General features: G+C 75.1%; 13 protein-coding genes. 7 read left to right on the top strand and 6 right to left on the bottom strand.

The window, feature by feature from the left end; translation table 11 throughout:
* Positions 1 to 97: 97 nt before the first annotated feature.
* Positions 98 to 1,507 (bottom strand): APC family permease, encoded by a 1,410-nt coding sequence (locus tag WDV06_RS10555; protein ID WP_395509384.1) that lies wholly within the window; start codon positions 1,505 to 1,507, stop codon positions 98 to 100.
* Between the two features lie 275 nt (positions 1,508 to 1,782).
* The gene (locus tag WDV06_RS10550) at positions 1,783 to 3,879 is read right to left on the bottom strand and encodes a SpoIIE family protein phosphatase (RefSeq protein ID WP_395509383.1); all 2,097 of its coding nucleotides are present in this window, start codon (positions 3,877 to 3,879) and stop codon (positions 1,783 to 1,785) included.
* Between the two features lie 293 nt (positions 3,880 to 4,172).
* Between WDV06_RS10550 and WDV06_RS10545 the strand changes: the two genes are divergently transcribed.
* On the top strand, positions 4,173 to 4,901 hold the full coding sequence (locus WDV06_RS10545) for a class I SAM-dependent methyltransferase (protein WP_395509382.1): 729 nt from the start codon (positions 4,173 to 4,175) through the stop codon (positions 4,899 to 4,901).
* Positions 4,902 to 4,929: 28 nt separating this feature from the next.
* Here the strand turns inward: WDV06_RS10545 and WDV06_RS10540 are convergent, their stop codons facing one another.
* Positions 4,930 to 5,841 carry an alpha/beta hydrolase fold domain-containing protein gene (locus WDV06_RS10540; RefSeq protein ID WP_395509381.1) on the bottom strand — a complete coding sequence of 304 codons (912 nt, stop codon included), beginning with the start codon at positions 5,839 to 5,841 and terminating at the stop codon, positions 4,930 to 4,932.
* 229 nt (positions 5,842 to 6,070) lie between these two features.
* Between WDV06_RS10540 and tdh the strand changes: the two genes are divergently transcribed.
* From tdh to WDV06_RS10525, 3 genes are all read left to right on the top strand, one after another.
* Positions 6,071 to 7,099 (top strand): L-threonine 3-dehydrogenase, encoded by a 1,029-nt coding sequence (gene tdh / locus WDV06_RS10535; protein ID WP_395509380.1) that lies wholly within the window; start codon positions 6,071 to 6,073, stop codon positions 7,097 to 7,099.
* A 276-nt stretch (positions 7,100 to 7,375) separates the two neighbouring features.
* Entirely contained in the window at positions 7,376 to 8,584 is a 1,209-nt protein-coding gene (locus WDV06_RS10530; RefSeq protein WP_395509379.1) for a glycine C-acetyltransferase, read from the top strand.
* 12 nt (positions 8,585 to 8,596) lie between these two features.
* The gene (locus WDV06_RS10525; RefSeq protein ID WP_395509378.1) at positions 8,597 to 9,511 is read left to right on the top strand and encodes a LysR family transcriptional regulator; all 915 of its coding nucleotides are present in this window, start codon (positions 8,597 to 8,599) and stop codon (positions 9,509 to 9,511) included.
* A gap of 47 nt (positions 9,512 to 9,558) precedes the next feature.
* Here WDV06_RS10525 and WDV06_RS10520 read toward each other — a convergent pair whose 3' ends face one another.
* On the bottom strand, positions 9,559 to 10,338 hold the full coding sequence (locus WDV06_RS10520) for a DeoR/GlpR family DNA-binding transcription regulator (RefSeq protein ID WP_395509377.1): 780 nt from the start codon (positions 10,336 to 10,338) through the stop codon (positions 9,559 to 9,561).
* 189 nt (positions 10,339 to 10,527) lie between these two features.
* Between WDV06_RS10520 and WDV06_RS10515 the strand changes: the two genes are divergently transcribed.
* The 3 genes from WDV06_RS10515 to WDV06_RS10505 all read left to right on the top strand — a co-directional run bounded on the left by WDV06_RS10515 (position 10,528) and on the right by WDV06_RS10505 (position 13,685).
* Positions 10,528 to 11,430: an SIS domain-containing protein gene (locus WDV06_RS10515; protein ID WP_395509376.1), complete on the top strand. Its 903-nt coding sequence runs from the start codon at positions 10,528 to 10,530 to the stop codon at positions 11,428 to 11,430.
* Complete coding sequence (locus WDV06_RS10510; protein WP_395509375.1) at positions 11,427 to 12,263, top strand: class II fructose-bisphosphate aldolase; 837 nt, start codon at positions 11,427 to 11,429, stop codon at positions 12,261 to 12,263. Before WDV06_RS10515 ends, WDV06_RS10510 begins: the two co-directional genes overlap by 4 nt.
* A 231-nt stretch (positions 12,264 to 12,494) precedes the next feature.
* The gene (locus tag WDV06_RS10505; protein WP_395509374.1) at positions 12,495 to 13,685 is read left to right on the top strand and encodes an acyl-CoA dehydrogenase family protein; all 1,191 of its coding nucleotides are present in this window, start codon (positions 12,495 to 12,497) and stop codon (positions 13,683 to 13,685) included.
* A gap of 487 nt (positions 13,686 to 14,172) precedes the next feature.
* Here WDV06_RS10505 and lysA read toward each other — a convergent pair whose 3' ends face one another.
* Both lysA and WDV06_RS10495 read right to left on the bottom strand, forming a co-directional pair.
* A complete protein-coding gene (lysA, locus tag WDV06_RS10500; protein WP_395509373.1) occupies positions 14,173 to 15,507 on the bottom strand; it encodes a diaminopimelate decarboxylase in 1,335 nt (444 codons plus the stop codon).
* Positions 15,508 to 15,522: 15 nt separating this feature from the next.
* The gene (locus WDV06_RS10495) at positions 15,523 to 15,897 is read right to left on the bottom strand and encodes an SAV_915 family protein (protein WP_395509372.1); all 375 of its coding nucleotides are present in this window, start codon (positions 15,895 to 15,897) and stop codon (positions 15,523 to 15,525) included.
* Positions 15,898 to 16,009: the final 112 nt, after the last annotated feature.

Below are 16,009 nucleotides of genomic sequence, written 5' to 3'. Positions count from 1 at the left end.
CGCCCCCGCGCCCCCCGCCCCCCCCCGGGGGGCCCCCCCCGCCCCCCCCCCCCCCCCCCCCCCCGCCCGTCTGCCGAACCGTGTTCCCGGCGGACCGCTAGGCCCCGGCGGGCTCCTCGGCGTCCTCCGGGATGCTGACCAGCCAGCGCGTGTCCTTGCGCGGCCGCAGGTACAGCGCCCAGTACAGGGTCGCGACCGCGGTGATGCCGCCGGTCCACAGCAGGTACTCGGTCTCCTGCTGGGTCAGGATGTACGCCAGGACGGCGATCAGCGCGACCGGCACGGCCGGCCACAGCGGCATCCGCCAGGCGGCCGCCCCGCGGTGCGCCCCGCGCCGGCTGAACAGCGAGGCCACCGCGACCAGCAGGTACATGCCGGTCACCGACACGCCCGTCACCCCGTACAGGGTGTCCAGGTTGACGAAGCACATCGCCGCGCCCGGCAGGCCGACCAGCAGGGTGGCCACCCACGGGGAGCCGAAGCGGCCGAGGCGGGACAGGCCGCGGTTGACCGGCTCGGGCCAGGCCTTGTCGCGGGCGGAGGCGAAGAGCACCCGGGAGTTCTGGATGACCATGACGATGCCGGCGTTGACGATCGCGAGGGCCACGCACAGGCTCACGAAGGTGCCGACGGCCGAGTTCGACCAGGCGGTGACCATCGCGCCGAGGTCGCCCGAGGTCAGCGCGTCCAGGTCCGGGGCGCCCACGGTGATCGCGACCACGGGGACCAGGATGACGGCGGTGGAGATGGCGAGCGTCGCCAGCACGGTCCGCGGGACGTTGCGGCGCGGCTTCTCCAGCTCCTCCGACAGGTACACGGCCGTCGAGAAGCCCTGGGTGATGAACAGCGCGATCGCCAGACCCGAGACGACCATCATCGCCGTCACCGTGGAGCTGCCGCCGCCCTCGGCGGCCACCGTGCCGTGCACCAGGGCGTCGGCGCCCCGCTCGCTGTGGGCGAAGCCGAGTACGGCCACCAGCGCGGCCGCGACGACCTCCAGGACCAGGAAGATGCCCGTGATCCAGGCGTTGGCCCGCAGGTCGAGCAGACCGGCGAGGGTCGCGAGCAGCATCACCGCGCCGCCGGCGACCGGGGCCGGTATGTGCACCACGGGGGCGAGGTAGTCGGCCGTGCCCATGGCGATCACCGGGGGCACGATCATCACCACGAGCAGGGACAGGACGAACACCAGCCAGCCCGCGAGCCGGCCCGCGAGGGTGGAGACCATGGCGTACTCGCCGCCCGCGCTGGGGATCAGGGTCCCGAGCTCCGAGTAGCAGAACGCCACGCCGATACAGAGCAGCGAGCCGATCGCGATGGTGAGCGCGGTCCAGGTGCCGAGGCTGGAGAAGAGATCGGGCACGACGACGAACAGGGTCGAGGCGGGCGTCACGCACGACAGCGTGAGCAGCGTCCCGCCGACGACGCCGATGGAGCGCTTGAGCTTCTGGGGGACGGGCCCCGTGGCGGGGGCGAGCGCCTGGGGAGCGCTGATCGTTTCAGTCATCGGTGCGGAATTCCGATCGGCAGATGCGAAGAAAAAGGGGGTGCGGGAGCGGTATCGCCTCCGAGGCGGTGGTGGGTACTTCCTTTGGTGTGGCTCCCGGGCCGATATGGAAACTCGACGACATCCGCAGGTCAAGAGCTGTCCATGTGCGGATTCCATCGTCCTGCGCAAGCCCGACACGCCGTCACAGCGTTAAGGCCGCGTAAACAACGGCCCGTGCGGGGTGCGGGAACCGCACGGAGATCCGTATGAATTTCCTTCCGCTTTGCTCGACGTCAGCTTCGGGACGCCAGGAGCAGGGCGATATCGTCCGGGCGGTCGGCCTGGCCGCCCGTCTCGGCCACCAGCCGGTCCGCGGCCTCCGTCAGCGGGGCCGGGCTGGCCTGCGCCAGGGCGGACCGCAGCCGCTCGACGCCCTCGTCGATGTCCGCTCCCGGCACCTCCACCAGCCCGTCGGTGTACAGGGCCAGCACCGCCCCCGGCTCCAGTACCAGTTCCGTTTCCGGATAGGTGGCCCCCGGGTCCACCCCGAGGACCACGCCGCCCGCCAGGTCGAGCACCTCGGCGCGGCCGTCCGCCCGGCGCAGCAGCGGCTGGGGATGCCCGGCCCGGGCGGCCGTGGCGCGGCCCGACGCCGGGTCCAGCAGGACGTAGCAGCAGCTGGCGAACTGCCCCGGGTCGAGGTCGATCAGCAGCCGGTTGGTGCCCTGCACCACCTGCGCCGGGGTGTTCCCGCCGATCGCGAACGCCCGCACCGCGCTGCGCAGCTGGCCCATGGTCGCGGCGGCCGCCACCCCGTGCCCCTGCACGTCCCCGATCACCAGCGCCAGCCGGCCCGAGGCCGTCTCGATGACGTCGTACCAGTCCCCGCCCACGTCCATCCCCGCCGAACCGGGCAGGTACCGGCCCACCGTGGCCACCCGCCCCGTCACCGGCAGCCGGTGCGGCAGCAGCGCCGCCTGGAGCCCCCGGGCCAGCGCCGCCTCGCTCTCGTAGCGCCGCGCCCGGGCCAGCGCCTGCGCGATCAGCCCGGCCAGCGCGGTGAGGACCGTACGCTCCTCCTGGCTGAACCCGCGCGGCGCGTCGAAACCGAGGATGCACGAGCCCACCGGGCGGCCGGAGGCGATCAGCGGGAGGAAGGCGCGGGCGCCCACGTCGGCGTCGAGCGGGATCCCCGGATAGGCCGACGCCAGATGCTGCATCGACTCGAAGAACAGCGGCCGACCCGAGGTCAGCGTCTCCACCCCGGGCAGCCGCACGTCCAGGGAGACCCCGTCGAACCGGTCCAGGAACCCCTGCGGAAAACCGGTCTCCCAGGCGAGGTGCAGGTGCCGCTCGTCCAGCAGGTAGATCGCCAGCTGCCGGCCCCCGAACGCGGGCAGCAGCTCCTCGGTGACCACCGCCGACACCTGGCGGGCCGTCATCGCCTCGGTCAGCGCGATCGCCAGCGCCACCGGCCGGTACGGTGCCGAGGCCCGGCCGGCCGGCGATGCCACCCCGTCCCCGGCCGGCCGCTCGGCCGCCTCCAGGGTCACCGTCAGCCCCGCCGGCGCCGCGTACAGGCCCACCGCCAGCGCCCGGTGCTCGACGTCCGCCCCGCGCCGGACGTCGAAGAACACGGGCTCCCCGGACAGGAACGCCGCCCGGAAGTGGTCCTCGTACGCGGAGTGCCCCAGCCACGGCAGCGACTCCCACAGCCCGCGCCCCTCCAGCCGCGCCGCGGGCACCCCGGTCAGCTCCCCGGCGGCCGCGTTGGCGAAGCCGACGACCCCCTGCCGGTCCACGGACAGCACCCCCTGCGGCAGCCGGTCCACGGCCTCCCCGGCGCCCCCCGCCGGCACCGGCCACGGAACGCCCAGCGGATCCGCGTCCCAGCGCACCGGATCCCCGGCGGCCGCCAGCCCGGCCAGCTCCCGCGCCAGCCCGTCGGCCGCCTCCCGCATCCGCCCGCGGTCGTCGGCGCCCACGGGCACCCCCGGCGTCGCCGGACGCACCACCAGCAGCACCCCGAACCGCTGCGCCCCCGCGCCCACCGGCTCGTACAGCGAGCCGAACGGGTACGGCAGCCCCGCCATCAGCTGCGGGAAGCGCCGCACGGCGGTCTCCCCGTCCGGCAGGTGCACGGCCTGGCCCGTCCGGAAGGCCTCCGCCACCGGGTACGGGCGGTTCACCTGGATCCGCCACCAGGGCCGGAACAGGGCAGCCGGAAGCCCCGTCACCGCCGCCATCCGCAGCAGCCCCTCGGTCCCCGAGCGCAGGTACACCCCTCCCGCCCGGCCGCCGAGCGCCCGCACGGCGGCCACCGTCGCCCGCGCGAGCACCCGGCCCGTGGCATCGGACGCCGGGCCGCCGCCGCCCGGTCTCGCCGTCATACCGTCAGGATGCTCCCTGGCCCCCGGCCCCTGCACTCCGGCGTCCCCCCGCCCGCGGAAGCCGGACACCACCCTCGCGCAGGCGGCCGGCAGCACCCCCGCCACCGCGCGCGGCGGCCCTCGGCCCGGTCACCTTCGAGGCGCCCCGGGTCTCCGATCGCCGACCGCCCACGAGGACGGCGGGCCCCGCCCGGACCCGTAGCCCGCGGGCACTGACCCGAACGCCTCCCTCGTACGGGGGACGCACCGCCCCGCCGGCCGTCCCCCGCGCAGCCGCCGGGGAGACATGCGGCATGCACGACGACACCTCCGGCCACCCCGCGCCCCGGGCCGCCTTCACCGCGGCCGACGCCTACACCCTGCGCACCGCGCTCGACGCCCTCGGCGGGGTCCGCGACCTCGACACCCTCGACGTGGCCTGCGGACACGGCGGCACCGCCGGGCTGCTCGCACGCGGCGGCGCCCGGCGCACCGTCGGCGTCGACAGCTGCCCCGACCGCGTCCGCCGGGCCCGCGAGCGGCAGAGCGGTGGCCGGGACGGGCGGGCCGCGGCCGTCGAGTACGTCGTCGCGGACGCCGCCGACATGCCCCGGCTCGGCCCCTTCGACCTGGTCACCGCCGTCTACCTGTTCAGCCACGCCCCCGACCGCGCCGCCCTCCACGCCATGTTCCGCGGCATCCGTGCCAACATGCGCCCCGGCGGCAGGCTGCTCTCCCTCGTCCGCAACCCCGGCGCCTACCCGCACGTCGACTGGTCCCCGTACGGCATGCGCATCCTCGACCGGGTGCCGGACGGCGACGCGCCGCTGCTCAAGGCCCAGTTCCTGACCGAGCCCCCGGTCCACTTCGAGTACCGGGAATGGGCGCACGCCGACTTCGCCGAGGCCGCCGTCGACGCCGGCTTCTCCACCGTCGCCTGGCAGCCCAGCCGCACCCCGCCCGCCGAGGGGACGCGCGACGAGGCGTACTGGAGCGCCTACCGCGCCGCGCCCGTCAGCTCCCTGATGACCTGCACGGCGTAGGCGGCCGGGCGTGACCCCGGGCCCGGGCTCACCCCTCGTCGGCCGTCGCCCGGACCAGCTCCACGATCCGGTCCCGGGCCGCCCGCCCCTCCGGGACCGGCAGCAGCGGGTACCCGTGCGGCATGCCCGGCTCCTCGTGCCACTCCACCTCCGCCCCGGCCGCCCGCGCCCGGCGCAGCAGCTCCCGGCTGTCCGTGGTCAGGACGTCCCGCGTCCCGGTGAACACCGTCAGCGGCGCCAGACCCGCGAACGACCCGTGCAGCGGGCTCACCCGCGGATCGTCCGCCGTCAGCGTTCCCGCGTACAGCCGGCCCGCCTCCGCGAGCCCCGCCCGGGCCAGCACCGGGTCGGCCGCCTCGATCTCCGCCTGGCCGGGGTGGCTCATGCTCACGTCCAGCCAGGGCGAGATCAGCACGATCCGCGACGGCTGCGCCCCGGTCCGCTCCCGCAGCCGCTGCGCCGCGGCCAGTGCCATCCCGGCCCCGGCGGAGTCCCCGAGCAGCACCGTCCCGCCCGCACCGCCGCTCTCGATCAGGCCGCTCAGCAGGTCCGCGGCCACCGGCACCGTCCGGTCGGCCGTCCCGCGGGGGGCCAGCACGTACGCCGGCACCACCACCCGGGCGCGGGCCCGCGTGACCAGGGTCCGGATCAGCGACCAGTGCGGCCGCACCAGCTCGTCGATGAACGCGCCGCCGTGCACGTACAGCACGCGTGCCACGGGCTCCTCCCCGAGCGGGGAGACGTCGTACACGGGCCAGGCTCCGACGAAGGTCCGCGACACCTCCGCGACCCGCCCCAGGGAACGCGGCGGCAGGTGCGAGGCGGGCCTGCGGGCCGCCTGCGCCACCATCGCCCGGACCGCCTCGGCGGTGGCGAACCGTCTTCGGCGGCCCGTCGCGACCAGTGCGGCCGACAAAGCCCTGCTGCGCAGACTCGGCACGCCCCTCACCTCCCCTTTCACCCCGGCCCCGGACCGCCGCGGCGATCTTGGCCCGGGCCCTACCCCGTTCCAGGGAGGAGCATAGGCGTGAAGCTGCGCTGTCGACCCGCTTAAGAAAGTCTCGATGGACTGATCACCGCACCGATCGGCAGATTGGTGCCCGTCACCACGCCGCTCGCGCACCAGCGGGCCCGGCGGCCCCACCTTCCGCACGCCTGGAGCCACCCCCATGAAGGCACTCGTCAAGCACAAAGCCGAACCCGGGCTGTGGCTCATGGACGTCCCCGAGCCCGAGTACGGCCCCGGTGACGTGCTGATCAAGGTGCTGCGCACCGGTATCTGCGGGACCGACCTGCACATCCGCGCCTGGGACGGCTGGGCCCAGGGCGCCGTCAAGACCCCGCTCGTCCTCGGGCACGAGTTCGTCGGCGAGGTCGCCGCGCTCGGCGCCGACGTCCGCGACATCGAGGTCGGGGCCCTGGTCAGCGGCGAGGGCCACCTGGTGTGCGGCAAGTGCCGCAACTGCCTGGCCGGCCGTCGCCACCTGTGCCGCTCCACCATCGGGCTCGGCGTCGGACGCGACGGGGCCTTCGCCGAGTACGTGGTCCTGCCGGCGCAGAACGTCTGGGTGCACCGCACCCAGGTCGACCTGGACGTGGCGGCCATCTTCGACCCCTTCGGCAACGCCGTGCACACCGCCCTGTCCTTCCCCCTGGTCGGCGAGGACGTGCTGATCACCGGCGCCGGCCCGATCGGCATCATGGCGGCCGCCGTCGCCAAGCACGCCGGCGCGCGCAACGTGGTCATCACCGACGTCAGCCCCGAGCGCCTGGAGATCGCCCGCAAGGCGGGCGCCACGCTCGCCGTGAACGTCTCCGAGTCCTCCATCGCCGACGCGCAGACCCGCCTGGGCCTGCGCGAGGGCTTCGACGTCGGCCTGGAGATGTCCGGCCGCGCCGAGGCGATGCGCGACATGATCGACAACATGACGCACGGCGGCAGGATCGCGATGCTGGGCCTGCCGGCGCAGGAGTTCCCGGTCGACTGGGCCAAGGTCGTCACCTCGATGATCACCATCAAGGGCATCTACGGCCGCGAGATGTTCGAGACCTGGTACGCGATGACCGTGCTGCTGGAGGGCGGGCTCGACCTGACCCCGGTGATCACCGGCCGCTACTCCCACACCGACTTCCAGGCCGCCTTCGACGAGGCCTCCACCGCCCGCAGCGGCAAGATCATCCTCGACTGGACGAAGTAGCCTCCGGCGGCGGGGAACCGCTCCGCGCGGCCCGAGCCCGCGCCCGCCGAGCGGGCCCGCGAGGCCGGCCGTCCGGTTCGGCCCCGCGGCCGACCCGGGCGCGGCACCCCCGCCGCCCCGCCGTCCGCCCGTCCGTCCGCGTGTCGCGGCGGCGCGGAGCGGGCAGCCACACGACCATCTCCCCCGGGCCGGGCCCCGCACGCCCTCCCCCCTCCGCGGGGCCCGGCCCCCCTCCTACCGTCCGCCGGACGGCATACCGCACAAGGAGAACCGACCATGTTCGAGTCCGTCCGCGAGGACCTCCGCGCCACCCTCGCCGAGATCCGCGCCGCCGGCCTGCACAAGCCCGAGCGCGTCATCGGCACCCCGCAGAGCGCCGCCGTCGCGGTCACCGCGGGCGGCGCCCCCGGCGAGGTCCTCAACTTCTGCGCCAACAACTACCTCGGCCTCGCCGACCACCCCGAGGTCGTCGCCGCCGCCAAGGGCGCCCTCGACCGCTGGGGCTACGGCATGGCCTCGGTCCGCTTCATCTGCGGCACCCAGGAGGTCCACAAGGAGCTGGAGGCCCGCCTGTCGGCCTTCCTCGGCCAGGAGGACACGATCCTCTACTCCTCCTGCTTCGACGCCAACGGCGGCGTCTTCGAGACCCTCCTCGGCGCCGAGGACGCGGTGATCTCCGACGCCCTCAACCACGCCTCCATCATCGACGGCATCCGCCTCTCCAAGGCCCGCCGCTTCCGCTACGCCAACCGCGACATGGCGGACCTGGAAGCCCAGCTGAAGACCGCCACCGAGGGCGGCGCCCGCCGCAAGCTCATCGTCACCGACGGCGTCTTCTCCATGGACGGCTACGTCGCCCCGCTCGGCGAGATCTGCGACCTCGCCGAGCGCTACGACGCCATGGTCATGGTCGACGACTCGCACGCCGTCGGCTTCGTCGGCCCCGGCGGCCGCGGCACCCCCGAGCTGCACGGCGTGATGGACCGGATCGACATCATCACCGGCACCCTCGGCAAGGCCCTCGGCGGCGCCTCCGGCGGCTACGTCGCCGCCCGCGCCGAGATCGTCGAGCTGCTGCGCCAGCGCTCGCGCCCGTACCTCTTCTCCAACTCCCTCGCCCCGGTCATCGCCGCCGCCTCCCTCAAGGTCCTCGACCTGCTGGAGTCCGCCGGCGACCTGCGCGACCGCCTCGCGGCCAACACGAAGCTGTTCCGCACGAAGATGACCGAGGCCGGCTTCGAGATCCTGCCCGGCGACCACGCCATCGCCCCCGTCATGATCGGCGACGCCGCCGAGGCGGGCCGGATGGCGGAGCTGCTCCTGGAGCGCGGCGTGTACGTGATCGGCTTCTCGTACCCCGTCGTGCCGATGGGCCAGGCCCGCATCCGCGTCCAGCTCTCCGCGGCCCACTCGACGGCCGACGTGGAGCGCGCGGTGGCCGCTTTCGTGGACGCCCGTGCGGCGCTTTCCGCTGCTCAGGGCTGACATCATGGAGGGGTGATCGACCCCCGCCGGCTGCGCATCCTGCGGGCCGTGGCGGACCACCGTACGGTGACCGCCGCGGCCGCAGCCCTGTACCTCACCCCCTCCGCCGTCTCCCAGCAGCTCGCCGCGCTGGAACAGGAGACCGGCCACACCCTGCTCCACCGCAGCGGCCGCGGGGTACGGCTCACCGCGGCGGGGGAGATCCTCCTCGCCCACGCCCACGAGGTGCTCGCCCAGCTGGAACGGGCCGAGGCGGAACTCGCCGCCTACGCGGGCGGGGCGGCCGGCGAGGTCACCGTGGCGGCCTTCGCGACCGGCATCGCCGAGGTGCTGGCCCCGGCCCTGGCCCGCCTCGCGCGCGAGTGTCCCGGCATCAGGCTCCGCGTCCGGGACGCCGAGGGCGACCAGAGCCTGCTCCAGCTGCTCGACGGGGAGGCGGACCTGGCTCTGGCGGTCGAGTACCGGGGCGCACCGGGCGCCGACGACGGCCGCCTGTCGGTGATCCCGCTGTACGCGGAGCCCTTCGACGCGGTGCTGCCGGCGGGACACCCCCTCGCCGATCTCCCGGCCGTGTCCCTGGCGGACCTCTCCGACGCCGAGTGGGTGGGCCAGTACCCGGGCAACCCCTGCCACGACGTGACCCTGCTGGCCTGCGAACTGGCGGGCTTCCAGCCCCGGTTCGTGCACTCCTCCGACGACTTCCGCGCGGTCACCGCCCTGGTCGGCGCGGGCGCAGGGGTGGCCCTCGTCCCGCGCTCGGCCCTGCGGGGCATGGACCTCAAGGAGGTCCGCGTCCGCCCGGTCACGGGCCCGGCCGCCACCCGCCGCGTCTTCGCCGCCACCCGCCGCGGCGCGGAGTCCCATCCCCTGATCGCCCCGGTCCTGTCGGCCCTGTCCCGGGAAGGGGAGCGCGTCCCGGCCCACTGACCGGCGCCGCCCGTGCCGTCCGGGCGCCCGGTAGGCCGCCGGGCCCGTCAGACCCGTACGACGTCCACGCCCGCGTCCCGGAAGGGCCGGGCGGCGGCTTCCGTCAGGGCCGTGTCGGTCACCAGGACGTCCACGGCGGAGGCGGCGCAGATCCGGGCGAAGGCGCGGACGCCCAGCTTCGAGGAGTCCGCAGCGACGACCAGGCGGCGGGCCCGCTCGCAGAGCAGGGCGTTGACGGCCGCCTCGTCCTCGTGGCGGGTGGCCGCCCCGTCCGCCGGGTCGAAGGCGTCGACGCCGACGACCGCGGTGTCCACCGTCAGCTGACCGAGCGTCTGCTGCGCCAGCGGACCGGTGAGTTCGTAGGACTGGGGGCGGGCCACCCCGCCCGTCAGGACGATCTTGAACTGGGGCCGGATCACCAGTTCGCCCGCGATGTTCAGGGCGTTGGTGACCACCGTCAGCGCGGGGGAGCCGCCCGCCAGGTCCGGGCGGGCCGCCAGGGCGCGGGCCACCTCCGTCGTGGTGGTGCCGCCCGTCAGGCCGACCACCTCGCCCGGCGCGATCAGCGCCGCGACGGCCTCGCTGATCCGGCGCTTCTCGGCGGCCCGCCGCGAGGTCCGGTAGCGCAGGGGGAGTTCGTACGAGACCCCGTGCGGCACCGCCCCGCCGCGCGTGCGCACCAGCAGCTGCTGCTCGGCCAGCTGGTCGAGGTCGCGCCGGATGGTGGCGGCGGACACGCCGAGCGCCTCGGCCGCCGGCTCCACCTCCAGCCCGTCCCGCTCCACCAGCAGGTCCAGCAGTCTCTGCCAGCGTTCCGTGCGGGTCATGGCGCCCCTCCCGTGTCGTCCCCGGATCCCTTTCCCGGCCCCGTCGTTGAGATTAGCCGAGGCCAACACCCTGTGGCTGCTTGAAGTTGCGCGAAACGGCCCGCTACCTTGCAGGAACACGCAGCAGCGCCACGCAGAACCACACGCAGGAACCGCCAGGATGACGCATCCAACGCGCAGGGAGCCCGCATGAGTCACGTCGCGTACGAGTTGGCCACACAGCCCGAGAGCTGGGAACGGGCCGCCGAACTGGCCCCGGCCCACCGGGCGGTGCTGCCGGGGCCGGGGGAGCGCACCGCGGTCGTCGGGTGCGGGACCTCGTACTACATGGCCCAGGCCGCCGCCGCCCTGCGCGAGGAGGCGGGACAGGGGGAGACGGACGCCTTCCCCGCCTCGGAGTTCCCCCGCCACCGCCGCTACGACCGGGTGGTGGCCCTGACCCGGTCCGGGACCACCACCGAGGTGCTCGACCTGCTGGCCGGGCTGCGGGAGGCCGGGATCCCGGCCACCGCCGTCGTCGGGGACCCGGACACCCCCGTCGCCACCCTCGCCGACGATCTGGTGGTGCTCGACTTCGCCGACGAGCGGTCCGTCGTGCAGACCCGCTTCGCCACCACCGCCCTCACCCTCCTGCGGGCCCACGTCGGCGCGCACACCCCGGAGGTGGTCGCCGACGGGCGCGTCGCACTGGCGGCGCCCCTGCCCGCCGGACTGGAGGCCCGGGGCCAGTTCACCTTCCTCGGGCGGGGCTGGAGCGTGGGCCTGGCCCACGAGGCCGCGCTGAAGATGCGCGAGGCCTCGCTGTCCTGGGCGGAGGCCTACCCGGCGATGGAGTACCGGCACGGCCCGGTCAGCGTCACCGGCCCCGGCTCGGTGACCTGGTCGCTGGGCGCCACCCCCGACGGCATCGCCGAACAGGTCCTGTCCACGGGCGCGGAATGGGTGGACGGCACGCTCGACCCGCTCGCCGAACTGGTCCGGGTGCACCGGCTGGCCGTGGCGGTCGCCGCCGTGCGGCAGCTGGACCCGGACGCACCCCGCAACCTGACCCGGTCGGTGATCCTGACCACCGGCGAGGGGGCGGTCCGATGAGCCTCGCCGCCGCCGGGGACCTCGTCGCGGAGGCGGCCGCCGCCGGGCGCGCCGTCGCCGCCTTCAACGTCATCACCCTGGAGCACGCCGAAGCCGTGGTCGAGGGGGCCGAGCGGGCGGGCCTGCCGGTCATCCTCCAACTCAGCGAGAACGCGGTGAGGTTCCGTGGCGGAGCCCTGCTGCCCATCACCCGGGCCGCGGCCGCCTGCGCCGAGGCCGCCCGGGTGCCCGTCGGGCTGCACCTCGACCACGTCAAGAGCGTCGACCTCCTGCGGAAGGCCGCCGACGCCGGGTTCGGCTCCGTGATGTACGACGCCGCGCACCTGCCCTACGCCGAGAACCTGGAGGCCACCCGGTCCGCCGCCGACTGGGCCCACGCGAACGGCCTGTGGATCGAGGCCGAGCTGGGCGAGGTCGGCGGGAAGAACGGCGAGGCGCCACCGGACCCGCACGCCCCGGGCGCCCGTACCGATCCGGACGAGGCGCGGCGGTTCGTCGCCGACTCCGGGGTGGACGCCCTGGCCGTGGCCGTCGGCAGCACCCACGCCATGACCAGCCGGACCGCCTCCCTGGACCACGCCCTGCTGGCGCGGCTGGCCAAGGCGGTGGACGTGCCGCTGGTGCTGCACGGCTCCTCCGGACTGCCGGACGGGGAGCTCGCGGCGGCGGTCGCCGGCGGCATCCGCAAGGTCAACATCGGCACCGCGCTCAACGTGGCCATGACCGAGGCCATCCGCACCCACCTCACCGGGGCCGACCCGCGCCCCTACCTCACCGCCGCCCGCACGGCGATGGCGGCGACGGCCGCGGCCATGATCGCCGCCCTGAACTGACCCTCCGCACCCCCACGCCCCTCCGACGCCCGGCTCCGGCCGGGCGTCGGCGCGTGGGTGCGCCCCGCGCCCCGCTCCCGCTCCCGCGAGACCCCGCCGTCCGCTGGACCGGCGCGCAGCCCACCGCGGCTCCGGCCCCACGCCCCGCCCCTTCCCTATTCCTGTAACGGGTTCTAATCTGACCGCCGCCGTCCCAGCGACCGGCTGGACCGCGAGGATCCCGGAGGGGCCGTGCACCTCGAATACACGCCCGAGCAGCAGCAGTTGCGCGCCGAGCTGCGTGCCTACTTCGCCGAGCTCGTCCCGCAGGACGTTCACGCCCGCTACCGGGACCCGGCCGCGCAGAAGCGCTTCTACCGCGAGACCATCCGCCGCCTCGGCTCGGACGGCTGGCTCGGCGTCGGCTGGCCCGAGGAGTACGGCGGGCGCGGCATGTCCGCCATGGACCAGTTCATCTTCTTCGACGAGGCCGCGCAGGCCGTCGTCCCGCTGCCGCTGATGGCGCTCAACACGGTCGGCCCGACCCTGATGCAGTTCGGCACCGACGAGCAGAAGGCGTACTTCCTCCCGAGGATCCTCTCCGGCGAGATCGACTTCGCCATCGGCTACAGCGAACCGGACGCCGGAACCGACCTCGCCGCCCTCAAGTGCAGGGCCGTCCGCGAGGGCGACGAGGACACCGGCACCTACGTCGTGAACGGCCAGAAGATCTGGACCACCAACGGCGACACCGCCGACTGGGTCTGGCTCGCCGTCCGCACCGACCCGGACGCCCCCGCGCACAAGGGCATCACGATGCTCCTGGTCCCGACCTCGGACCCCGGCTATTCCTGCACCCTCATCAACACCCTCGCCTCGCACGACACCACCGCCAGCCACTACGAGGACATCCGGGTGCCCGCGAGCCGCCGCGTCGGCCGGGAGAACAAGGGCTGGCGCCTGATCACCAACCAGCTCAACCACGAGCGCGTCACCCTCGCCGCCCACGGGACGATGGCCGTCCGCGCCCTCCACGACGTCCAGCGCTGGGCCGCCGCCACCAAGCTCGCCGACGGCCGCCGCGTCATCGACCTGTCCTGGGTGCGCGGCCGCCTGGCCCGCACCCACGCCCGGCTGGACGCGATGAAGCTCCTCAACTGGCAGATGGTCAACGCCGTCCAGTCCGGCACCCTCACCCCCCAGGACGCCTCGGCCGTCAAGGTCTACGGCTCCGAGGCGCGCCGGGACGCGTACGCCTGGCTGATGGAGGTGGTCGGCGCGGCGGGGGCCCTCAAGGACGGCTCGGCCGGCGCGGTCCTCCACGGCGAACTCGAACGCGGCTACCGCAGCGCCGTCATCTTCACCTTCGGCGGCGGCAACAACGAGATCCAGCGCGAGATCATCTCCTGGATCGGCCTGGGCATGCCCAGGGTCCGCCGCTGACGGGCCCCGGGAGCGGCCCCGGGCAGCCGTGGCGGGGCCCGATCCGGGGTGGTTCCATGGAAGTGCGGAAAGAGTCCTTGACGAGGATGCGGAGGAGCGGCCCCGTGCCGCGCACCGCACAATCGGGATCCGCGAGAAGTGGATGGACTCTTTCCGCTTCGCTGTCCGCCGCGCCCCTGCCCCATCCGGGCCCGAGGGAGATCAAGGGCGCGTCAAGGATCGGTGAACGAACGGAAGGAACACGTCAAGGGGGTCCTGGGGGCGTCCGGGGCGGCAGCAGACTGGAGGGGCGGCGGAGCGGAATGGCAGTTCCGCGGCGCACGGCCGACGGCGGGGGAGCGAACCCCGTCCGAGGACGCGGTGTCCGGCCCGTGGGGGGCCCGGATCGAGCGACCGAGCGCCATGTCACCCGTCGCACATCACAAGAGCCGTCCGGTTCCGGTGTGGGGATACCGGAACCGGACGGCTCACGTGCCGCCGGCCCCGGTCAGGCGCCGATGTCCCGGCCCCGGAAGTCCTCCAGCGTCTCCCGCCGCACCAGCACCCGTGCCGTGCCCCCGTGCACCGCGACCACCGGCGGCCGGCCCACCATGTTGTAGCCGGAGGCCATGGACAGCTGGTAGGCGCCGGCCACGGGGACGGCCAGCAGGTCGCCCGGGCGGACGTCCTCCGGCAGCTCGGCGTCGACGGCCAGGACGTCGCCCGCCTCGCAGTGCCGGCCGACGACCGTGGCCGTACGGGAGGCCGCCGGGGACCGCCGGCCGATCAGCCGGGGCGCGTAACGGACCCCGTACAGGGCGGGCCGCGGGTTGTCGCTCATCCCGCCGTCCACGGCCACGAACACCTTCCCGCCGGAGTGCTTGACGGCGAGCACCCGGTATACGGCCACCCCCGCGGGCCCCACGATCGCCCGCCCCGGCTCCACGGCCAGCCGGGGCACCGGCAGCCCGGCCGCCGCGCAGCGGTCCGCCAGAGCGGTGCGCAGCTCCCGCGCCAGCGAGGTGAGGTCCAGGGCCGGTTCGCCGGGCCGGTAGGCGATGCCGTGGCCGCCGCCCAGGTCCAGCTCGGGCAACGCGACCCCGTGCGCGTCGCGCACGGCCGCCATCAGCTCCACCATGCGGCCCAGCGCCGCGAGATAGGCGTCCACCCCGGTGATCTGCGAGCCGATGTGGCAGTGCAGGCCGGTGAGTTCGAGCTGCGGCTGGCCCAGGACCCGGGCGACGGCCCGCTGGGCGCTGCCGTCGGTGGCGGACAGCCCGAACTTCTGCCCCTCCGTACCGGTACGGACCTTCTCGTGCCCGCCCGCCTCGACACCGGGCACCACCCGCACCAGCACCCGCTGGTGCCCGCCCGGCCCCACGGCCGCCGCGATACGGGCGATCTCGGAGGGGCTGTCGATGACGATCCGGCCCACCCCGAGCCGCGCCGCGGAGGCGATGTCCCGCGGCGACTTGGCGTTGCCGTGCAGCACGACGCGCTCGGGCGGGAACCCCGAGGTGACGGCCAGCTCCAGCTCCCCGGCCGAGCACACGTCCAGGCCCAGCCCCTCCTCCCGGACCCATCGGGCCATCGCGCGGGAGAGGAACGCCTTGGCGGCGTAGAGCACGTCGGCCTCGGGGAAGGCGGCCCGGTAGGTGCGGCAGCGGCCCCGCACCTCGCCCTCGTCCAGGACGTAGACGGGGGTGTCGAACCGCTGGGCGACCTCCGCCAGCGACACCCCTCCGACGGCCAGGCCGCCGTTCGGGAGCCGGGCCGTGGACGCCGGCCACACGCGGAGGTCGTCGGCGGCGGCCGCCGCCTCGGGGAACACTTCGACGGTCATGACGCTCCCGGCCCTTCAGACGGTCTCGGCGGAGACCCCGGCCACCCGCGCGCCGGAGTCCGGAGCCGCACCCGGCGCGGCGGCCGGCGCCCCGGCCGGGGCGGCCGCCGGAGCGGTCAGGGTCGGGTCGACGGTCAGCACCGCCACCCCCAGCGGCCCGGCCAGCGCGCGCAGCGCCGACTCGGAGAGCCGGATCCAGGGGTGGCCCGCCCCCAGGGTGGCGGCGAGCCGTTCCGCACGGGTGAAACCGACGGCGGTGCGAGCGCCCAGCGGGGTGCGGAACAGCCGCACCGCCACCTCCCCGGCACCCGGCCGGACCGGGACGTACAGGGGTCCGGCCGGGACGCGTTCCTCGGGCTCGGGGTCGTCGTCGTACTGGAACAAACACATGGGGCCCTCCCAGGGGAACCACGGATGACGGGCTGACGGGCCCCGGGCAGCGGGGAGGCGGTCCGGGGCGCGCCATCGAAGCTATCCCCGGCCGGGCCGCGTCGGCGACGCC

This window comes from Streptomyces racemochromogenes (assembly GCF_044129415.1).
In the GTDB taxonomy this organism is placed as follows: Bacteria; Actinomycetota; Actinomycetes; order Streptomycetales; family Streptomycetaceae; genus Streptomyces; species Streptomyces racemochromogenes_A.
Note: the sequence above shows the minus strand (reverse complement) of the source record. Positions and strands in the feature narration are given on the sequence as shown.